The sequence below is a fragment of the Exiguobacterium sp. RIT341 genome, from assembly GCF_000632205.1.
Classification (GTDB): domain Bacteria; phylum Bacillota; class Bacilli; order Exiguobacteriales; family Exiguobacteriaceae; genus Exiguobacterium_A.
This window is the reverse complement of record NZ_JFYW01000013.1, coordinates 41029-57154: the sequence shown is the minus strand read 5'-3', so window position 1 is coordinate 57154 and position 16126 is coordinate 41029. Positions and strand designations below refer to the sequence as shown.

General features: G+C 46.4%; 22 protein-coding genes and 1 rRNA gene. 1 reads left to right on the top strand and 22 read right to left on the bottom strand.

The annotated features are described in order from the left end of the window. From BW42_RS15705 to BW42_RS15690, 4 genes are all read right to left on the bottom strand, one after another. Nucleotides 1-375: ribosomal RNA gene (locus BW42_RS15705) — 16S ribosomal RNA — on the bottom strand; the annotation flags it as partial. A gap of 343 nt (nucleotides 376-718) precedes the next feature. After that, nucleotides 719-1321 carry a KinB-signaling pathway activation protein gene (locus BW42_RS15700; RefSeq protein ID WP_023466658.1) on the bottom strand — a complete coding sequence of 201 codons (603 nt, stop codon included), beginning with the start codon at nucleotides 1319-1321 and terminating at the stop codon, nucleotides 719-721. A 2-nt stretch (nucleotides 1322-1323) separates the two neighbouring features. Beyond that, nucleotides 1324-2355, bottom strand: a complete 1032-nt coding sequence (locus tag BW42_RS15695) for an Mrp/NBP35 family ATP-binding protein (RefSeq protein ID WP_035413182.1) — start codon at nucleotides 2353-2355, stop codon at nucleotides 1324-1326. A gap of 144 nt (nucleotides 2356-2499) precedes the next feature. Further along, nucleotides 2500-3150, bottom strand: a complete 651-nt coding sequence (locus BW42_RS15690; protein ID WP_035413180.1) for a M15 family metallopeptidase — start codon at nucleotides 3148-3150, stop codon at nucleotides 2500-2502. A 96-nt stretch (nucleotides 3151-3246) separates the two neighbouring features. Between BW42_RS15690 and BW42_RS15685 the strand changes: the two genes are divergently transcribed. Continuing rightward, nucleotides 3247-3534, top strand: coding sequence for a hypothetical protein (locus tag BW42_RS15685; RefSeq protein WP_035413177.1), 288 nt, complete (start codon nucleotides 3247-3249; stop codon nucleotides 3532-3534). 140 nt (nucleotides 3535-3674) lie between these two features. On the opposite strand, the gene BW42_RS15680 is transcribed toward BW42_RS15685, so the two are convergent. The 18 genes from BW42_RS15680 to rplO all read right to left on the bottom strand — a co-directional run bounded on the left by BW42_RS15680 (nucleotide 3675) and on the right by rplO (nucleotide 16106). Next, a complete protein-coding gene (locus BW42_RS15680; protein WP_035413174.1) occupies nucleotides 3675-4562 on the bottom strand; it encodes a hypothetical protein in 888 nt (295 codons plus the stop codon). A gap of 33 nt (nucleotides 4563-4595) precedes the next feature. Beyond that, nucleotides 4596-5672, bottom strand: a complete 1077-nt coding sequence (locus BW42_RS15675; protein WP_035413171.1) for a hypothetical protein — start codon at nucleotides 5670-5672, stop codon at nucleotides 4596-4598. A gap of 117 nt (nucleotides 5673-5789) precedes the next feature. Beyond that, nucleotides 5790-6182, bottom strand: coding sequence for a 30S ribosomal protein S9 (gene rpsI / locus BW42_RS15670; RefSeq protein ID WP_023466655.1), 393 nt, complete (start codon nucleotides 6180-6182; stop codon nucleotides 5790-5792). Between the two features lie 24 nt (nucleotides 6183-6206). Next, nucleotides 6207-6644: a 50S ribosomal protein L13 gene (gene rplM / locus BW42_RS15665; protein ID WP_023466654.1), complete on the bottom strand. Its 438-nt coding sequence runs from the start codon at nucleotides 6642-6644 to the stop codon at nucleotides 6207-6209. A gap of 168 nt (nucleotides 6645-6812) precedes the next feature. Further along, nucleotides 6813-7547 (bottom strand): tRNA pseudouridine(38-40) synthase TruA, encoded by a 735-nt coding sequence (gene truA, locus BW42_RS15660; RefSeq protein ID WP_035413168.1) that lies wholly within the window; start codon nucleotides 7545-7547, stop codon nucleotides 6813-6815. Next, nucleotides 7547-8338 (bottom strand): energy-coupling factor transporter transmembrane protein EcfT, encoded by a 792-nt coding sequence (locus tag BW42_RS15655; RefSeq protein ID WP_029343097.1) that lies wholly within the window; start codon nucleotides 8336-8338, stop codon nucleotides 7547-7549. Before BW42_RS15655 ends, truA begins: the two co-directional genes overlap by 1 nt. Continuing rightward, nucleotides 8335-9189: an energy-coupling factor transporter ATPase gene (locus tag BW42_RS15650; protein WP_035413165.1), complete on the bottom strand. Its 855-nt coding sequence runs from the start codon at nucleotides 9187-9189 to the stop codon at nucleotides 8335-8337. Before BW42_RS15650 ends, BW42_RS15655 begins: the two co-directional genes overlap by 4 nt. Next, entirely contained in the window at nucleotides 9177-10007 is an 831-nt protein-coding gene (locus tag BW42_RS15645) for an energy-coupling factor ABC transporter ATP-binding protein (RefSeq protein WP_023466650.1), read from the bottom strand. Before BW42_RS15645 ends, BW42_RS15650 begins: the two co-directional genes overlap by 13 nt. A 98-nt stretch (nucleotides 10008-10105) precedes the next feature. Then, nucleotides 10106-10477, bottom strand: a complete 372-nt coding sequence (rplQ, locus tag BW42_RS15640) for a 50S ribosomal protein L17 (protein ID WP_023466649.1) — start codon at nucleotides 10475-10477, stop codon at nucleotides 10106-10108. Between the two features lie 33 nt (nucleotides 10478-10510). Continuing rightward, a complete protein-coding gene (locus tag BW42_RS15635) occupies nucleotides 10511-11455 on the bottom strand; it encodes a DNA-directed RNA polymerase subunit alpha (protein ID WP_023466648.1) in 945 nt (314 codons plus the stop codon). 137 nt (nucleotides 11456-11592) lie between these two features. Continuing rightward, nucleotides 11593-11988 (bottom strand): 30S ribosomal protein S11, encoded by a 396-nt coding sequence (gene rpsK / locus BW42_RS15630; protein WP_023466647.1) that lies wholly within the window; start codon nucleotides 11986-11988, stop codon nucleotides 11593-11595. Nucleotides 11989-12004: 16 nt separating this feature from the next. Continuing rightward, nucleotides 12005-12370, bottom strand: coding sequence for a 30S ribosomal protein S13 (rpsM, locus tag BW42_RS15625; protein ID WP_023466646.1), 366 nt, complete (start codon nucleotides 12368-12370; stop codon nucleotides 12005-12007). Between the two features lie 20 nt (nucleotides 12371-12390). Continuing rightward, nucleotides 12391-12504 carry a 50S ribosomal protein L36 gene (rpmJ, locus tag BW42_RS15620; RefSeq protein WP_003156543.1) on the bottom strand — a complete coding sequence of 38 codons (114 nt, stop codon included), beginning with the start codon at nucleotides 12502-12504 and terminating at the stop codon, nucleotides 12391-12393. Between the two features lie 33 nt (nucleotides 12505-12537). Next, the gene (infA, locus tag BW42_RS15615; protein WP_012369032.1) at nucleotides 12538-12756 is read right to left on the bottom strand and encodes a translation initiation factor IF-1; all 219 of its coding nucleotides are present in this window, start codon (nucleotides 12754-12756) and stop codon (nucleotides 12538-12540) included. Between the two features lie 149 nt (nucleotides 12757-12905). Continuing rightward, nucleotides 12906-13658 (bottom strand): type I methionyl aminopeptidase, encoded by a 753-nt coding sequence (gene map, locus BW42_RS15610; RefSeq protein WP_023466644.1) that lies wholly within the window; start codon nucleotides 13656-13658, stop codon nucleotides 12906-12908. Beyond that, nucleotides 13658-14305, bottom strand: a complete 648-nt coding sequence (locus BW42_RS15605; protein WP_023466643.1) for an adenylate kinase — start codon at nucleotides 14303-14305, stop codon at nucleotides 13658-13660. Before BW42_RS15605 ends, map begins: the two co-directional genes overlap by 1 nt. Nucleotides 14306-14376: 71 nt before the next feature. After that, a complete protein-coding gene (secY, locus tag BW42_RS15600; protein ID WP_023466642.1) occupies nucleotides 14377-15666 on the bottom strand; it encodes a preprotein translocase subunit SecY in 1290 nt (429 codons plus the stop codon). Next, nucleotides 15666-16106 (bottom strand): 50S ribosomal protein L15, encoded by a 441-nt coding sequence (rplO, locus tag BW42_RS15595; RefSeq protein WP_035399353.1) that lies wholly within the window; start codon nucleotides 16104-16106, stop codon nucleotides 15666-15668. The genes secY and rplO overlap by 1 nt, the downstream gene beginning before the upstream one ends. Nucleotides 16107-16126 lie beyond the last annotated feature (20 nt).

The following is a 16126-nucleotide window of genomic DNA, read 5'->3' as shown; positions in this document are numbered from 1 at the left end:
CTGCTGCCTCCCGTAGGAGTCTGGGCCGTGTCTCAGTCCCAGTGTGGCCGATCACCCTCTCAGGTCGGCTATGCATCGTCGCCTTGGTGGGCCGTTACCCCACCAACTAGCTAATGCACCGCAAGGCCATCTCAAGGTGACGCCGAAGCGCCTTTCATCAGCGGACCATGCGGTCCGTTGAACTATCCGGTATTAGCTCCGATTTCTCGGAGTTATCCCAATCCTTGGGGCAGGTTCCTTACGTGTTACTCACCCGTCCGCCGCTCATTCCACTGCCTTCCCTCCGAAGAGTTCCGTCAGTTTCCTGCGCTCGACTTGCATGTATTAGGCACGCCGCCAGCGTTCGTCCTGAGCCAGGATCAAACTCTCCATGAAGTGTTTGACTTGCTCGTTGTGTGACCGAAGTCACGATTGACGAAGCTTGCGCTTCATTCATTTTTGTATTCCGTAGAATACGATTTTTGCCTCATCGTTCAGTTTTCAAAGTCCAATATGTCATTTGACGACTTTTAAATCTTACAGTAAAGTAATATGTGATGTCAATTACTTTTTTGAAGTTTTTTTCGTCTGTGACGCTCGCGTTTAGCGTGTGCCTCAGCGACATGTATTAATATATCAACTCTTGTTTTTTTCGTCAACTGTTTTTCTAAAAAAACTTTAGAAAAAAGATAGACCCGCTTGAACCGGTAAAACACTACCCGTTCGCGGGTCTTTTTCGTTACGCCTGTTTTTGTGATTGTCCTTGAGAAGCCGGCTTTTCTTGCAAGCGATGCAGCATTAGAATCTGATACGCATTACAGATTAAAAGTGTCGCAAGCGCCGCCCATAACATCCGTTTATCTTGTGTTGCCTGCAAAGCAGGTACCCATTCGATCAACGTGATGACTGTCATGAGGAACAATGTTGGAATGAACGCTGTAAAGTTCGTTTCCCGTGCTTTCGTCCGCGCGACTAAGAATGCAATTAAAAGCAAGACGACCATCTCACCAATATAAAGGCTCGTCTTATCAAAGCCGTATGCTAATCCGCGTAGATAGACACCATCAAATAGCGCAAATGCGATCAAGACGATCTGGACACGATTCCAAAGCTTTGCGCCTCGGAATAAATCGAGTCCGACGCGATGTAAGATCAAGTACGAGAAGAATCCCATCAAACTGATGGCTGTCCACGTACTACTGTAGGAGAGAGCCGTCACATATCCGCTAATCGATTGATTTCGGATATATCCAGGTTCTGCTACCAAGTTAAACACGAAGCCGGCGAGCGTTCCGATTAGGAGCGTCATCCAAAACAGCTTCAAAAATCCTTTAATCTTCATTCTTATCCCTCTACTTTTTCGATGACACGCGTGGCGAGTTCATTATAGTACGTCTCAAATGGATGATCATCGCGATAGATCGATGGGGCGAAGTCCGCATCATTCGCATATGGTTGTCCAAGTGGAATCTTAGCTAGAATATCGGTTTTTAACGCTTCTGACAACCTCTCTCCGCCACCACTACCGAAGACATATTCTTTTTCGCCTGTCACTTTGCTTTCAAAGTACGCCATGTTCTCGACGATACCGAGTAGACGATGGTTCGTTTTGATCGCCATTGCTCCTGCTCGTGCTGCAACGAAAGCGGCTGTCGCATGAGGTGTCGTGACGATGACTTCCTGACAGCTCGGGAGCATCGAATGAATATCGAGCGCAACATCCCCTGTTCCCGGCGGAAGATCAAGCAACAAGTAATCGAGATCGCCCCACTCGACGTCCGCGAAGAAGTTGTTGAGCATCTTCCCGAGCATTGGTCCCCGCCAGATGACTGGTGCATTATCTTCAACGAAGAAGCCCATCGAGATGACTTTGACGCCAAAGCGTTCTGGTGGAACGATTCGGTCGTTAACGACAGTCGGACGTGTTTCGATTCCCATCATGTCTGGAACACTAAAGCCGTAGATATCGGCGTCGATCAACCCGACTTTCTTCCCTGCTCGTGCGAGGGCGACTGCTAAGTTAACGGAAACCGTCGATTTCCCGACGCCCCCTTTACCGGAAGCGATCGCGATGAACGTCGTACCCGATTCTGGTTTGAGGATCGACGGTGTCGTCGCTGCTTGAATCCCATGATCACCAAGTGCCTCAAAACGGAGTCCAACCGTCTTGAATCCTTTTTCTTTTAGTTCCTTGACGATTTGCTGTTGGAGCACGAGTTGCTCCCCAGAACCAGATTGAGCTAAAGCGATTTTCAGACTGACATAATCACCTTTAATCCGGACGTCACGAATGCCGTTCGTATCTGCAAGCGGGCGGTCAATCGTCGGATCGACGAGCGTTCCGACTACCTCGCGAATTTCTTGTTCATTCAACATAGTGCCTTCCCCCTGAAAACGTTCGATTTAATCCTTATTAGTATAACAAAAATAAGAGAGCGCTTGCACATTTCGACACCGGAAAGGATGACTTTTCCATGTCCAGTGTCGGTTTTCATCATTTCACTCGATCATTCGCTCGTTTTAGAACATTCGGTTCCATGTACTAGGACCCACGACACCATCGACATCAAGTCCTTGACGTGTTTGATAGGCGCGCACCTTCTGAGCAGTCTCTGCATCAAAGCGCCGAGTCACGGTTGCTTTGACTGCACGCTGAATTCGTTCAATATCCCGCGGACTCATATTGGCTGCACCTTGATACAACGGACGACCTGGATACGGAACGATCGCACGAGAGCGATTCGGCGTTTCTTCAGACACTTCTAGTAATTCAAAGTGTGGATAGTCCTTAAAGCTCGTCCAGTCCCCACCCCAAGAAAAGCCACGTCGTTTCATCGCAGCAACAATCTTTTGAAAGCTTTGATCGTTTCGAAACAGCGCTTGTGTACCGTCTTGGGAATATTGAAAGAGGTCGACGGCAATTCCGCGGTTATGACTCGATTGTCCCCCACGTGCATTCGTTACGATTGGTCCCGGTAGTGTCCGTCCCTGTGCGTACAACCGATTCTGTTCTGCAATGGATCGGTACCCTTGTGCGACGCCCACATAAATCCCTTGCGCATGCATCTCCCGGATGACCTCTTGCGTCCGTTTGGCGACTTCTCGTGAAAGTCCCGAAGCATTCAACTTCCGATTCGCTCGCTCGAGTAACCAGCTGATCGATAATGCCATCTATGCTCACTCCCTTTGTCTCCTGTTCCCGAAAACAAAATCCGCTATACTTATGGAATGCAGAATGATTTTAACTCATATCAAAAGGAGCATCATATGAAAAAACGCATCATTTGGACACTTGGCGTCACCTGTCTCTTACATCTTAGCTTCGTCCTGTATCTGACGCTGCAACCGACCGTAGCTACCAAGACGGAGTTACCGGACAATGCAACCGTCTTGAGTGAAGAAACCTCTTTTACGGGACATGTCGGTCAAGCGACGACACATACACCTATCGCATTCATACAATCTCTCTTTGTTTGGAGCATCCCGCTGACGATCGTCATCCTCTATATTCTTCTGACGATATTGCACCGATTACGCTCCACTCCGTCGTCTTGACTTGAATCGCTGTTCTGACACTTCGTCAGGAGAGCGGTTTTTTAGTGCACAAAAAAACCTCCCACCACGAGGGTGAGAGGGATTCGAAAAGAATTAACGTTTCGAGAATTGTGGTGCACGACGATGTAATTTATTACACTTTATAAGCTAATATTTAAAAATTTAGCTATAGTCGCTAAAGAGGCTACAGTTCCAAGAGAGCTTTTTAAGAACCCAAGAAGCCTTTTAGCCTTTGAAGTATCTTCTTTCTCAATAGCTTCTCTAAGTTCTTCAGCATTATATTCTGCTTGTTCTTTTTTTGCTTGATCTTGAATTTTATTTATTTCGTTAAATAGCTCTTTAAAGGCCTCTTCAGTTTCATTTTGAATAACATTCTGTGATTGAACCACATTATCAGCCTGAATGGCACTGTTCCCACTAAAGTTTGAGTCATTAAAACTTCCTTTAATAATTCTTTGATCCATAGTCCCATCCCCCATATTATTTTGAGTGATTTGAAAGAATTGTTGAATAATACAAGGAGCTGATTGAGCTTTAATTTTTGCTGCCGCATTCTCAGATATACTTACTTCTATCGGAAAAATATCTACTAAAGACTCAGGAGATCCACTATTAATCTCTAAACTAGATTGGTTATCTAATTTAGTCACACTAGACTCTTTCTCACACAACTTTTTTTTTACATGAGCTAATACATATTCTTTATACTCTGAATCGATTTTAAAAACCGGGAAAAAATCGGAAGCATTCAATTCAAATTCTTCTCCACAGTTACAATCGTATTCTTTTAGCGATTGTTTATCTTTAGTTAAATCAAGAGTTCTAGAACAATTTGGACATCTTAATTCCCAAATTAGATGAAGTTCATCTTCTGGACCAGATCTCTCTGATAAATGATTAAACGCCTCAGCAGATGAGATACTCAAATGCTTAGCTAATGCAGAAGGATAAAATCTATCTACCCTGTTAATAGCTAGAGTTTCAATATATAGATTGATAGTATCCCTAATTTCATAAGCTTTTGCCATTTGAGCACCTCCCCTATATTTAAATAAATTCAATTAAATAATAACACGCGACCTTACAAAGTCAATAACGTCCTCCGTTACTTGCGAAACAAATACTACACTTTTAGAATTTATGCCTATTCGTATAGTAAAAGTGTCTTCCACATTTTCGATTACGTAGGGAAACTTAATGAATCCACCTTGATGTTGCAAATACGGATTTAGATAGCTGAATAGAGGAAGTGATCTTATTTCACTACTTCCAGCCATACCTACTGTTTCCATTCCAGACAGCACTAAATTAGCAAAAGGCACTATAGCCTCTCCTTGCATAAAGGAATCACTTGCGTTTTGTAAATGGGTTTCTAAAATTGTAGTATCTTTAGTTTGCATATATTCATCTAAAGCTTTTAATACATTTACAACTGACACCATTTCATCTTCACTAAAGTCCTTAAAGTAAAGTTCCGGTTTGGAAGTAGCTTCAGTTAATTGACCATTTAACTGATCAGCTATAGTTCCCATCTCTTGTTCAAAAGGAGTCTTTATTGGTTCCATCGTAATTTGTAATCTTAACGAATGAGCTACCTTCCTTACCACTTCAGGTGCTTTTCTTGTATCACCACGTATTTCTAGAATCCCCTTATCTGAATCAAAATAAACAGTAGCGATAGCGGTTTTAGTAGCAGTTTTTATAGTGGTCGTAGTGGGTTCATATCTAACTCCACTTTTATAAATATACCTTAGAAACGTTCCATTAGCTGAGAGACCGGTCGATCCGAAAAGCAGTTCTGGTATGGTCGTGACATCATTTTCTTGAATAGGATTCGTTTCTGTAAAAGGATCAAACGAACTAGATTGTCGAATTAGTTGACGAAACTCATCAGTAGTAAGTCCAGAATCTAATTTATACCAAGAAACAGCAGTTGCTTTAGTAGACAAAATTCTATTTTCAATTTTAGAAATGGTTTCTAAATTAAAACGATTTTTTTCAAGATAAATTCTCATTACAAGTTCATGTTTATTTAAGGTAGTATCATCGATATCAAGATCTGTAGCAATGTCTTTTAAAGTAGATATATTCATCTTGAATAGATCTTGAATCAACATAATGTCTTTAATTGTATGCATACCTATCCCCCGTGTAATTATTTTCCATATATAAAGTTTATCTTATAATACACTGAATTGAAAGCATAAATGACAAAAAAACCTCCCACCACGAGGGTGAGAGGGATTCGAAAAGAATTAACGTTTCGAGAATTGTGGTGCACGACGAGCTGCTTTAAGACCGTATTTTTTACGCTCTTTCATACGAGCATCACGAGTCAAGAAGCCTTTCGCTTTGAGTGCGCCGCGGAATTCTGGATCCGCTTGAAGAAGAGCACGTGAGATACCGTGACGGATAGCGCCTGCTTGACCAGTGAAGCCGCCGCCTTTGACCGTTACGATTACATCGTACTTGCCTTCTGTTTCTGTGATTACGAGTGGTTCTTTTGCAGTCATGATCAATGTCTCATAACCGAAGTATTCGCTGATATCGCGACCGTTAACTGTGACTTTACCGTCTCCAGCAACGAGGAAAACGCGCGCTGCCGCGTGTTTCCGGCGACCAGTGCCGTAGTAACGTACATCTGCCATCGTGTAGTTCCTCCTAAATTCGTATTAACCGCGAAGTTCGTAAACTTCTGGTTGTTGTGCTTCGTGCTTGTGTGCAGCTCCAGCGTAGACGTGGAGTTTGTTGAACATTTGACGACCGAGGCTACCTTTTGGAAGCATCCCTTTGATCGCGAGTTCAAGCATGCGCTCAGGTTTGTTAGCAAGCATATCGCGTGCAACAGTCTGCTTTAAGCCGCCTGGATGACCAGAGTGACGGTAGTAGACTTTTTTGTCGAGTTTGTTACCAGTTAAAACGATTTTCTCAACGTTGATGAGGATAACGTTATCCCCACAGTCAACGTGTGGTGTGAACGTAGGCTTGTGCTTACCACGGAGAAGTGATGAAACTTCGCTCGCAAGGCGACCGAGTGTTTTACCTTCAGCGTCGATAAGGAGCCATTTGCGTTCTACATCAGTAGCTTTCGCCATGAAAGTTGTGCGCATGTAAAATACCTCCTAAGGAATTAAAAGTTCTGTTTTTGATTTTTCATTTATTCACTAGGTGAATCTATCATAATCTTAGGTGTACGGGGCTAAGATTGTGGTTTCATAATAAATGAAATGCCAATAAACATTGTATGTTTTTTAATAGCCAATGTCAATTGCCTTTTTTCACTCCGGATAGAAAACTTCCCATAGATAGAGTCCATGGGGAGGCGCTGTCACGCCTGCGACGTTCCGGTCCTTTGCCAGCAACATTTTTTTAATGTCCTCTGGTGCAAAACGACCGCGTCCGACGTCAAGTAACGTCCCGACCATAATCCGGATTTGATTATAGAGAAACCCACTGCCCTGGAACCGAAAGATGAGTTCGTCACCGACTGTCATCAACTCTGCCTCGTAAATCGTCCGGACCCGGTTATCCGTTTCCGTCTTCGCGACACAGAACGAACTGAAGTCGTGCGTACCGACGAGATGTGCCATTCCTTGACGGATGCGCTCGAAATCGAGCGGATACGGGATATGAACCGACAGATTTCGACGAAACGCATTTTCTTCGCGGCGGACAAAATAGCGGTATTCCTTCCCTACGACATCGTAACGTGCTTCAAAGGTCGATTCGACCTCCTCGCAGCTCCGGACACGAATATCCGCTGGTAAGAGCGTATTAAGTGCCTTAACGACGTTCTCCGGGGGAATCGCTAGTTCCGTATCAAAATGAATGACTTGTCCGTAGGCATGCACCCTCGCATCCGTCCGTCCCGACCCGATGACCTTGACGGGATGTTTGTGCATCCGCGCAAGCGTCGTTTCAATCACTTCTTGAATCGTCAAACCGTTTGGTTGCACCTGATACCCGGCGTAGCCGGTTCCATCATATTGAATCGTACATTTTAAACGACGCATTACCCGATCCCTCGCAATCCTACTAAACTGATCGTCAGGAGGACGAGCAAGATCATCAGACCCGTATCCCGCATCGTCCACTTGGACTCCCGTAGACGTGTCCGTCCCTCTCCTCCACGGTATCCCCGCGCTTCCATCGCTGTCGCAAGATCCTCTGCCCGCTTAAAGGCGGAGATGAACAAGGGAATCAATAACGGAATGATCGCCCGTAAACGTTCCTTAATCGGTCCTGCTGACAAATCGACACCACGTGCTTGCTGTGCCTTCATGATTTTCTCTGTCTCCTCTGCTAAGGTTGGTAAGAACCGAAGTGAGATTGATAACATTAAGGCGATCTCATGCGTCGGGACACGGACGACCTTGAACGGCTTCAATAACAATTCAATCGCATCCGTCAATTCGATCGGTGAGGTCGTCAACGTGACGAGTGTCGTGATCGAGACGAGATAGAAGAAACGTAATGAGACGATGATCGCGAGTCGCAGTCCTTCTTCATAGATCCGAAGCCAGCCAAACTCAAAGAGGACAGCCCCTTCGCGCGTGAAGAACAGTTGGATGACGAACGTAAAGACAATCAGGAAAAGAATCGGTCGCAGTCCCTTTAGAACATAACGAAGCGGTAAGCGACTACTCATGAGTGCTAAGAACGTAAAGATGAGTAAAAAGATGTTCGTTGCTGCATTGTTCGCGAGAAAGACGAGCGGAATGAAGCAGAAAGCAAAGATGATCTTAGCGAGTGCTGACGAGCGATGCAAGTACGACTGACCGGGAATATGTTGTCCAACGATCATTCGCTCACCCCCTTCGTCATCAACCACTCGATCAATTCGGTTTCCGTCCGGATGTCCGGACGTTCCAGCCCACGCTGATCGGCGACTTGCCAGGCAAGCGATAAGACGTGCGGGAGATCGAGATGGAATTGCTCGAGCAAAGTCTCTTCTTTAAACAGATCAAGCGGTAGTCCGTCAAACGCCACCTGTGCATCTTCCATGACGATCACGCGCTCGGCATACTCAAGCACCTGATCCATGTCGTGCGTGATTAGGAGCAACGTCATACCGGTTTCTGCATGGAGCCGGGCAAACAGACTCAGCATATGCTTGCGTCCTTGCGGATCGAGTCCTGCCGTCGGCTCATCGACGATCAACACGTCTGGTTGACTAGCGAGTACGCCGGCAATTGCAACACGCCTCATTTGCCCACCAGACAGGTCAAACGGCGAACGACTCCAAAAGACTTCATCGAGTCCGACAGTCCGTAATGCCTCTTTTGCTAATTGCTCAGCCGTCGCACCATCATGACCGAAGTTCATCGGACCGAACATGACATCTTTTAAAACCGTCTCTTCGAACAATTGATATTCCGGATATTGAAAAACAAGCCCGACGCGACGTCTTAATGGCTTGAGGTCCTGTTTTTTCTTCGGTTCGACGATGATGTCATCGACTTGTACCTTCCCCGCTGTCGGCTTGAGCAATCCATTGATGTGCTGCACGAGCGTCGATTTTCCGGATCCGGTGTGCCCTACAAACGCAACAAGCGCCCCTGACGGAATCTCAAGATTCACATCACGTAGCGCGACTCGTTCGAACGGACTATTGAGTTGATACGTATAATTTAATTCCTGGATTAAGATTGGCATAAACGGTTCACCAATTCTCTTTCATCTAGTATCGTCTCCTCGAGTGAGAGACCTTGCGCCCGTAAACGTTCTTGTACCCGAACAACGAATGGAACATCGAGTCCGATGTCTTCTAAGAACGATGCATGACGAAAGACTTCCTGAGGGGATCCTTCTAATACGATTTTCCCGGCATCCATGACGATGACACGACTAGCCCGTAATACTTCGTCTAATTCGTGTGTAATCGCGATGACCGCCATTGGGTGAGTCGCATGGAGTTCTTGAACGGTCGACATGACCTCTTGTCGTGCTAATGGATCAAGCATCGATGTAGCTTCATCGAGCACGAGAACATCAGGGCGCATCGCAAGCGCCGAAGCGATTGCGACACGCTGCTTCTGTCCGCCGGATAGTTGATGGGGTTCCCGATCAACAAAATCCGTAAGGCCAACGCGCGCTAGACTGTCGTCGATACGACGAACCATTTCCTCGCGTGGCACACCCCAGTTTTCTAGAGCAAATGCCACGTCGTCGCGCACGGTCGTGCCAACGAATTGATTATCTGGATTTTGGAAGACGATGCCGATCGCTCGGCGCATCTCCCACAGTTGCTCCGGATTTGCACTTGAAAAGCGCTCAGCAACCGTAACGGTCCCTGTCTCCGGTAACAACAATCCATTAAACAATTTCGTCAGCGTTGATTTTCCAGAGCCGTTGTGACCAACGATAGCAACCCATTCACCTGAACGAATCGTCAGAGAGACCTCTTGTAAGGCTGCTTGTTCCTGTTCCGGATACCGATAGGTGACCTGTTCCAGTTCAATCAGCTTGTCCATGATCTCTCCTCCTTCATCAAATCAATACTTTCATTTTGTAGCAAAAGGGCAGAAGCGGGATACGCACTGCCCTTTTATGGCGAATCATTTAATGAGGATTAAACGAGTTCGATGATGACCATTTCTGCGCCGTCACCACGACGTGGTCCCATTTTCATGATGCGTGTGTAACCACCTTGACGCTCAGCAAAACGTGGAGCCACATCAGCGAATAATTTTTGGATCGCGTCTTGTGCTTTGCCCTCTGCGTTTTGACCAGCAGCTTCACGGCGAACGAACGATGCAACTTGACGACGAGCGTGGAGATCACCGCGTTTACCTAAAGTGATGAGTTTCTCTACGACTGGACGAAGTTCCTTCGCTTTTTGTTCTGTAGTTTGGATACGCTCATTGATGATGAGATCAGTCGCAAGGTCACGCAAAAGTGCCTTACGTTGTGAGCTTGTACGGCCTAATTTCGAGTATGCCATGGATGGATTCCCTCCTTCGTGCAATTAATAGTATTAGTCTTCTTTGCGCAAGCCTAGTCCGAGTTCGTCGAGTTTCGCTTGAACTTCCTCGAGTGATTTACGTCCGAGGTTACGGACTTTCATCATCTCGTCTTCGCTCTTGTTTGCGAGTTCTTGAACCGTGTTGATACCAGCGCGTTTCAAACAGTTGTACGAACGAACTGAGAGATCGAGTTCTTCGATCGTCATTTCGAGTACTTTTTCTTTTTGATCTTCTTCCTTTTCGACCATGATTTCAGCATGGAGCGCTTCGTCTGTAAGACCAACAAAGATGTTTAAGTGTTCTGTCATGATTTTCGCACCGAGTGACACTGCTTCTTCAGGGCGGATTGAACCGTCCGTCCAAACATCAAGCGTCAATTTATCGAAGCTCGCATCTTGACCAACACGTGTTTTTTCAACTTGATAATTTACACGTTGAATTGGCGTGTAAATTGAGTCGATTGGGATGACACCAATTGGCATATCGTCCCGTTTGTTATCTTCAGCCTGAACATACCCACGACCACGGCGTGCTGTAAGACGCATATGAAGTGATGCACCTTCTGCAAGCGTTGCGATGTGAAGTTCTGGGTTGAGGATTTCGACGTCGCTGTCATGCGTAATGTTCGCAGCAGTGACAACACCAGCGCCTTGAATATCGATCTCAAGCGTTTTCTCTTCTTCCGAGTACACTTTGAGGGCGAGTTTCTTAAGGTTCAAGATGATTTGGGTAACGTCTTCTACAACGCCATCAATCGTCGAGAACTCATGAAGAACGCCATCGATTTGGACTGCAGTGACTGCAGCACCCGGAAGTGAAGACAATAGGATACGACGCAATGAGTTACCAAGCGTTGTACCGAATCCACGTTCAAGCGGCTCAACTACGAATTTACCAAACGTAGCGTTCTCGCTTAACTCGATCGTTTCAATCTTCGGTTTTTCGATTTCGATCATCTGAACCCCTCCTTGAATATCGTCATGTTGGCCATCGCGTTCAATCGCCAACCGCCTTGTGTACGTTTCTACTGCCTTGCTTGGTCAAACGATCAACAAAAGTCTACTCGAATCCCCGCTCTGCAGTACAAGACGGGTTACACGCGACGACGTTTTGGAGGGCGGCAACCGTTGTGTGGTACTGGAGTAACGTCACGGATTGCAGTGACTTCGAGACCGATTGCTTGAAGAGCACGGATAGCTGCTTCACGACCTGCACCAGGACCTTTAACGTTAACTTCTACAGTACGCATACCGTTATCCATTGCTGTTTTAGCAGCTGTTTCAGATGCCATTTGTGCAGCGAAAGGAGTCGATTTACGTGAGCCTTTGAAGCCCATGTTACCTGCAGTTGCCCAAGAGATTGCATTCCCTTGCATATCAGTGATCGTAACGATCGTGTTGTTGAATGTTGAACGGATATGCACGATACCAGATTCAATATTCTTTTTGACTTTACGTTTACTACGAACGTTCTGTTTGCGTTTTGCCATCTTAGTTTACCCTCCCTTACTTCTTCTTGTTCGCTACTGTACGGCGTGGGCCTTTACGAGTACGCGAGTTGTTTTTAGTGTTTTGACCACGAACTGGAAGACCACGACGGTGACGAACACCACGGTAGCAACCGATTTCGATCAAACGTTTGATGTTGAGTGAGATTTCACGACGAAGGTCACCCTCAACTTTGATTTTATCTAAACCATCACGAAGTTGGTTCAATTGTTCCTCAGTCAAGTCGCGAGTACGAGTATCTTCAGAGATACCAGTTTCTTTCAAGACTTTTTGAGCAGTCGTTTTACCAACACCATAGATGTAAGTGAGTGAGATGACGATGCGTTTCTCACGTGGAATATCTACACCAGCAATACGTGCCATGTGTGCACCTCCTTGTTTAATTACCCTTGTTTTTGTTTATGCTTAGGGTTTTCGCAAATAACCATTACTTTGCCTTTACGGCGGATAACTTTACATTTTTCACAGATCGGTTTAACCGAAGGTCTTACTTTCATTGTGAATACCTCCTCCTGAAAAAATCGGAGTTTTTATTTGAAACGGTATGTGATCCGTCCGCGAGTCAAGTCGTATGGTGACAACTCAACCGTTACTTTATCTCCTGGCAAGATCCGAATGAAGTGCATCCGAATTTTTCCTGAGACGTGCGCGAGGACCGTGTGGCCGTTTTCTAACTCCACCTTAAACATCGCGTTTGGAAGCGGCTCGATAACCGTACCTTCCACTTCGATTACATCTTGTTTCGCCATCAATTATACCCCTTTCTCTATAAAGTTGATTGGGAGCCCAGACGATTTGTAGCGCTAGGGGCTTTCTACAAGAGCCATTGAGAGATCATCGGTCACAAACACGAGTGGATACTGGCTTATAGAAAGGTGACACCAATAACGCGCACAGCTCACTCTGCATCGACCGTTAAGATCTCGTAGCCGTCGTCTGTGATGGCGATGGTGTGCTCAAAGTGGGCGCACATGCTACCGTCCACCGTCACTACCGTCCAATTGTCGGATAGTGTGCGAACATAGCGTTTCCCGACGTTGACCATTGGCTCAATTGCCAGTGTCATGCCGGTTTTCAGGCGCGGCCCTTTCCCCGGTGGTCCATAATGTGGAATTTGCGGATCTTCATGCAAATTTTGTCCCACGCCGTGGCCCACATATTCGCGGACTACAGAAAAATTCGCTGCTTCAACATGTGACTGAATCGCATGCGAAATATCTGTCAGGTGCACGCCAGCTTTGGCGCGCTCCAATCCTTTATACAGAGATTCTTCAGTTACGTCAAGTAACCGCTTCGTCTCTTCAGAGATTGTACCTACCGGATATGTCCAGGCTGAATCTCCGTGATACCCATTGTACTCTGCTCCGATGTCAATCGAGATGATGTCACCGTCCTGAAGTACACGATCTCCCGGAATACCATGGACAAGCTCTTCGTTCACGGAAGCACAGATGCTACCCGTGAAACCATTATACCCTTTAAACGATGGTGTTGCCCCTTGACTTCGAATATAGCGTTCAGCGATCGCGTCGAGTTGCCCCGTCGTGATACCTGGGCGAATGTGAGCTTGAAGCTCCTTATGCGTCCGGGCGACGATTTGTCCTGCTTTACGCATGATGTCGATTTCACGCGGCGCTTTCGTGATGATCATTACTGATCACCAAGGAGTGCCTGAACATCGGAATATACATCGTTGATTGGACGATCACCGTCCAAATTACGAAGATACCCTTTTTCTGCGTAAAAGTCAATCAAAGGTTGCGCTTGAGCGACGTTGACTTCCAAGCGACGACGTACTGTCTCCTCTTGGTCATCTTCACGTTGTACAAGTGCTGATCCGTCGATATCACAGATCCCCTCCACTTTTGGTGGGTTGTAGAGAACATGATACGTTGCTCCGCAAGTTGGGCAAATCCGGCGACCTGTCAAACGAGGGACAAGTTTCTCCGGGTCTACACCGATGTGGATGACGTGATCAATTTGTTTGCCCAGATCTTCAAGTAATGCTTCAAGAGCATCTGCTTGTTTCACTGTGCGTGGGAAACCGTCAAGGAGAAAACCATTTGCACAGTCTTCTTTGGCGAGACGCTCACGTACGATGCCGATTGTGACTTCGTCCGGAACGAGTTCCCCTTTATCCATGTATGATTTCGCTTCTTGTCCGAGTGGCGTTGAATCTTTGATCGCCGCGCGGAACATGTCGCCTGTCGAGATGTGGGGGATCGCATAGTCTTCGATGATTTTCGCAGCCTGCGTTCCTTTACCAGCACCCGGCAAACCCATCAATACTAGATTCATGTCGGTAGCCTCCACTTCTATAGCTCTATAGACACAACAGAAAGGAAAGGGATGGTCCCCTTCCTCCCGCCTTATCGGATAAAGCCTTTGTAGTGTCGTTTAACCAATTGACTTTCAATCTGTTTCATCGTCTCTAGTCCTACACCGATGACGATCAACAAGCTCGTTCCACCAATCTGCACCGAGTTCGGTAAGCCAGCAAACTTAATGAAGAATGTCGGCGTCACCGCGATGACAGCGAGGAAGAGTGAACCGAAGAATGTCAGACGGTATAGAATCTTTGTGATGTACTGCTCCGTTTGCTTACCAGGACGAATACCAGGAATGTATCCGCCTTGTTTTTGAAGGTTCTCTGCCATTTGTTCCGGGTTAACCTGAACGAATGTGTAGAAGTACGAGAACGCGATGATCAGTGCCACATAGATCGACATACCGATTGGACTCGTATAGTCGAAGATGTCACGGATCTTCGTTGCCGTCTCCGGACTTGCAAAGAAACTCGCAATCGTTGGTGGCGTCACCATGAACGACACCGCGAAGATGACTGGAATAACACCGGCAGCGTTCAATTTGATCGGCAAGTGTGCCGATTGACCGCCAACTGGTGTCCGGTTCACCGTACGCTTAGCGTACTGAATCGGAATCTTACGTGCAGCTTGCTGGACATAGATGACTCCGACGATGACCGCGATGATGATTAAAAGTAAAAGTACGATATAAAGCACGTTTACAAACAAAGCATCCCCTGCATTTTGGAGCTTCGTTTCGTAAATCTGGCGGAATGCATTCGGGAAGCCCGCGACGATCCCAGCGAAGATGATCATTGATATCCCGTTACCAATGCCCTTCTCCGTGATGAGTTCACCGATGAACATCAAGAATGCTGTTCCCGCTGTCAATACGAGTGCAATCATAACGTATGTCCAGGTGCCGAACTGTTCGTCGACAAGACCTGGGTAGATACGGTTAAATCCAAGCGCGATTCCAAACGCTTGGACTAAGCCGAGTACGATCGTTCCATAGCGCGTTACCGTTGCTAACTTCTTACGGCCCGCCTCTCCTTGTTTTGCCCATTCGGCAAACTTTGGAACAACGTCCATCTGTAAGAGTTGGACAACGATCGAGGCCGTGATATACGGCATGATTCCCATCGCAAAGAGTGAGAAATTCTGCAAAGCATTCCCACCGAACGAGTTCAAGAAACCAAGAATACCATTCTGGTCGATCTTGAACACTTCCGTGTTTACCATCGGCACCGGGATATGTGCTCCGATACGGAACACGATGACCAAGGCCAAGGTAAAGAGAATGCGCCGACGAATGTCAGCTACGCGCCACATATTGGAGATCGCTTGAAACATTAGATCACCTCAACCGTACCGCCGGCAGCTTCGATTGCTTGCTTCGCAGCGTCGGAGAACTTATGAGCTTTAACTGTTAGTTTCTTTTCGATCTTACCGTTAGAAAGAATTTTCACGCCGTCTTTCATGCCTTTGACTGCACGAGTCTCGACAAGAAGTTCTGGAGTGACTTCAGTTCCTTCTTCAAAACGGTTGAGTGTGTCAAGGTTAATGACCGCGAACTCTTTACGAGTTGGGTTGTTGAAGCCGCGTTTTGGTAAACGACGGTAAAGTGGGTTTTGTCCACCTTCGAAACCTGGACGAACACCACCGCCTGAACGAGCTTTTTGACCTTTGTGACCACGGCCAGAAGTCTTACCGTTACCAGAAGACATACCGCGACCTACACGGTTGCGTTCTGAACGTGAACCAGCAGCTGGTTTCAATTCATGGAGTTTCATAGTGGGGCACCTCCTCATAA

What these genes read in the sequence shown, in the direction of transcription:
- BW42_RS15675 (WP_035413171.1), bottom strand. Translation starts at nt 5,672, where the DNA reads ATGCATACAATTAAAGACATTATGTTGATTCAAGATCTATTCAAGATG.
- infA (WP_012369032.1), bottom strand. Translation starts at nt 12,756, where the DNA reads ATGGCGAAACAAGATGTAATCGAAGTGGAAGGTACGGTTATCGAGCCG.
- BW42_RS15695 (WP_035413182.1), bottom strand. Translation starts at nt 2,355, where the DNA reads ATGTTGAATGAACAAGAAATTCGCGAGGTAGTCGGAACGCTCGTCGAT.
- rpsI (WP_023466655.1), bottom strand. Translation starts at nt 6,182, where the DNA reads ATGGCAGATGTACGTTACTACGGCACTGGTCGCCGGAAACACGCGGCA.
- rplQ (WP_023466649.1), bottom strand. Translation starts at nt 10,477, where the DNA reads ATGGCATACTCGAAATTAGGCCGTACAAGCTCACAACGTAAGGCACTT.
- BW42_RS15645 (WP_023466650.1), bottom strand. Translation starts at nt 10,007, where the DNA reads ATGGACAAGCTGATTGAACTGGAACAGGTCACCTATCGGTATCCGGAA.
- BW42_RS15635 (WP_023466648.1), bottom strand. Translation starts at nt 11,455, where the DNA reads ATGATCGAAATCGAAAAACCGAAGATTGAAACGATCGAGTTAAGCGAG.
- rplM (WP_023466654.1), bottom strand. Translation starts at nt 6,644, where the DNA reads ATGCGCACAACTTTCATGGCGAAAGCTACTGATGTAGAACGCAAATGG.
- map (WP_023466644.1), bottom strand. Translation starts at nt 13,658, where the DNA reads ATGATCATCACGAAAGCGCCGCGTGAAATCGACATCATGCGTAAAGCA.
- rpsM (WP_023466646.1), bottom strand. Translation starts at nt 12,370, where the DNA reads ATGGCACGTATTGCTGGTGTAGATATTCCACGTGAGAAACGCATCGTC.
- BW42_RS15680 (WP_035413174.1), bottom strand. Translation starts at nt 4,562, where the DNA reads ATGGCAAAAGCTTATGAAATTAGGGATACTATCAATCTATATATTGAA.
- rpmJ (WP_003156543.1), bottom strand. Translation starts at nt 12,504, where the DNA reads ATGAAAGTAAGACCTTCGGTTAAACCGATCTGTGAAAAATGTAAAGTT.
- BW42_RS15700 (WP_023466658.1), bottom strand. Translation starts at nt 1,321, where the DNA reads ATGAAGATTAAAGGATTTTTGAAGCTGTTTTGGATGACGCTCCTAATC.
- BW42_RS15650 (WP_035413165.1), bottom strand. Translation starts at nt 9,189, where the DNA reads ATGCCAATCTTAATCCAGGAATTAAATTATACGTATCAACTCAATAGT.
- BW42_RS15690 (WP_035413180.1), bottom strand. Translation starts at nt 3,150, where the DNA reads ATGGCATTATCGATCAGCTGGTTACTCGAGCGAGCGAATCGGAAGTTG.
- rplO (WP_035399353.1), bottom strand. Translation starts at nt 16,106, where the DNA reads ATGAAACTCCATGAATTGAAACCAGCTGCTGGTTCACGTTCAGAACGC.
- rpsK (WP_023466647.1), bottom strand. Translation starts at nt 11,988, where the DNA reads ATGGCAAAACGCAAACAGAACGTTCGTAGTAAACGTAAAGTCAAAAAG.
- BW42_RS15655 (WP_029343097.1), bottom strand. Translation starts at nt 8,338, where the DNA reads ATGATCGTTGGACAACATATTCCCGGTCAGTCGTACTTGCATCGCTCG.
- secY (WP_023466642.1), bottom strand. Translation starts at nt 15,666, where the DNA reads ATGTTTCAAGCGATCTCCAATATGTGGCGCGTAGCTGACATTCGTCGG.
- truA (WP_035413168.1), bottom strand. Translation starts at nt 7,547, where the DNA reads ATGCGTCGTTTAAAATGTACGATTCAATATGATGGAACCGGCTACGCC.
- BW42_RS15605 (WP_023466643.1), bottom strand. Translation starts at nt 14,305, where the DNA reads ATGAATCTAGTATTGATGGGTTTGCCGGGTGCTGGTAAAGGAACGCAG.
- BW42_RS15685 (WP_035413177.1), top strand. Translation starts at nt 3,247, where the DNA reads ATGAAAAAACGCATCATTTGGACACTTGGCGTCACCTGTCTCTTACAT.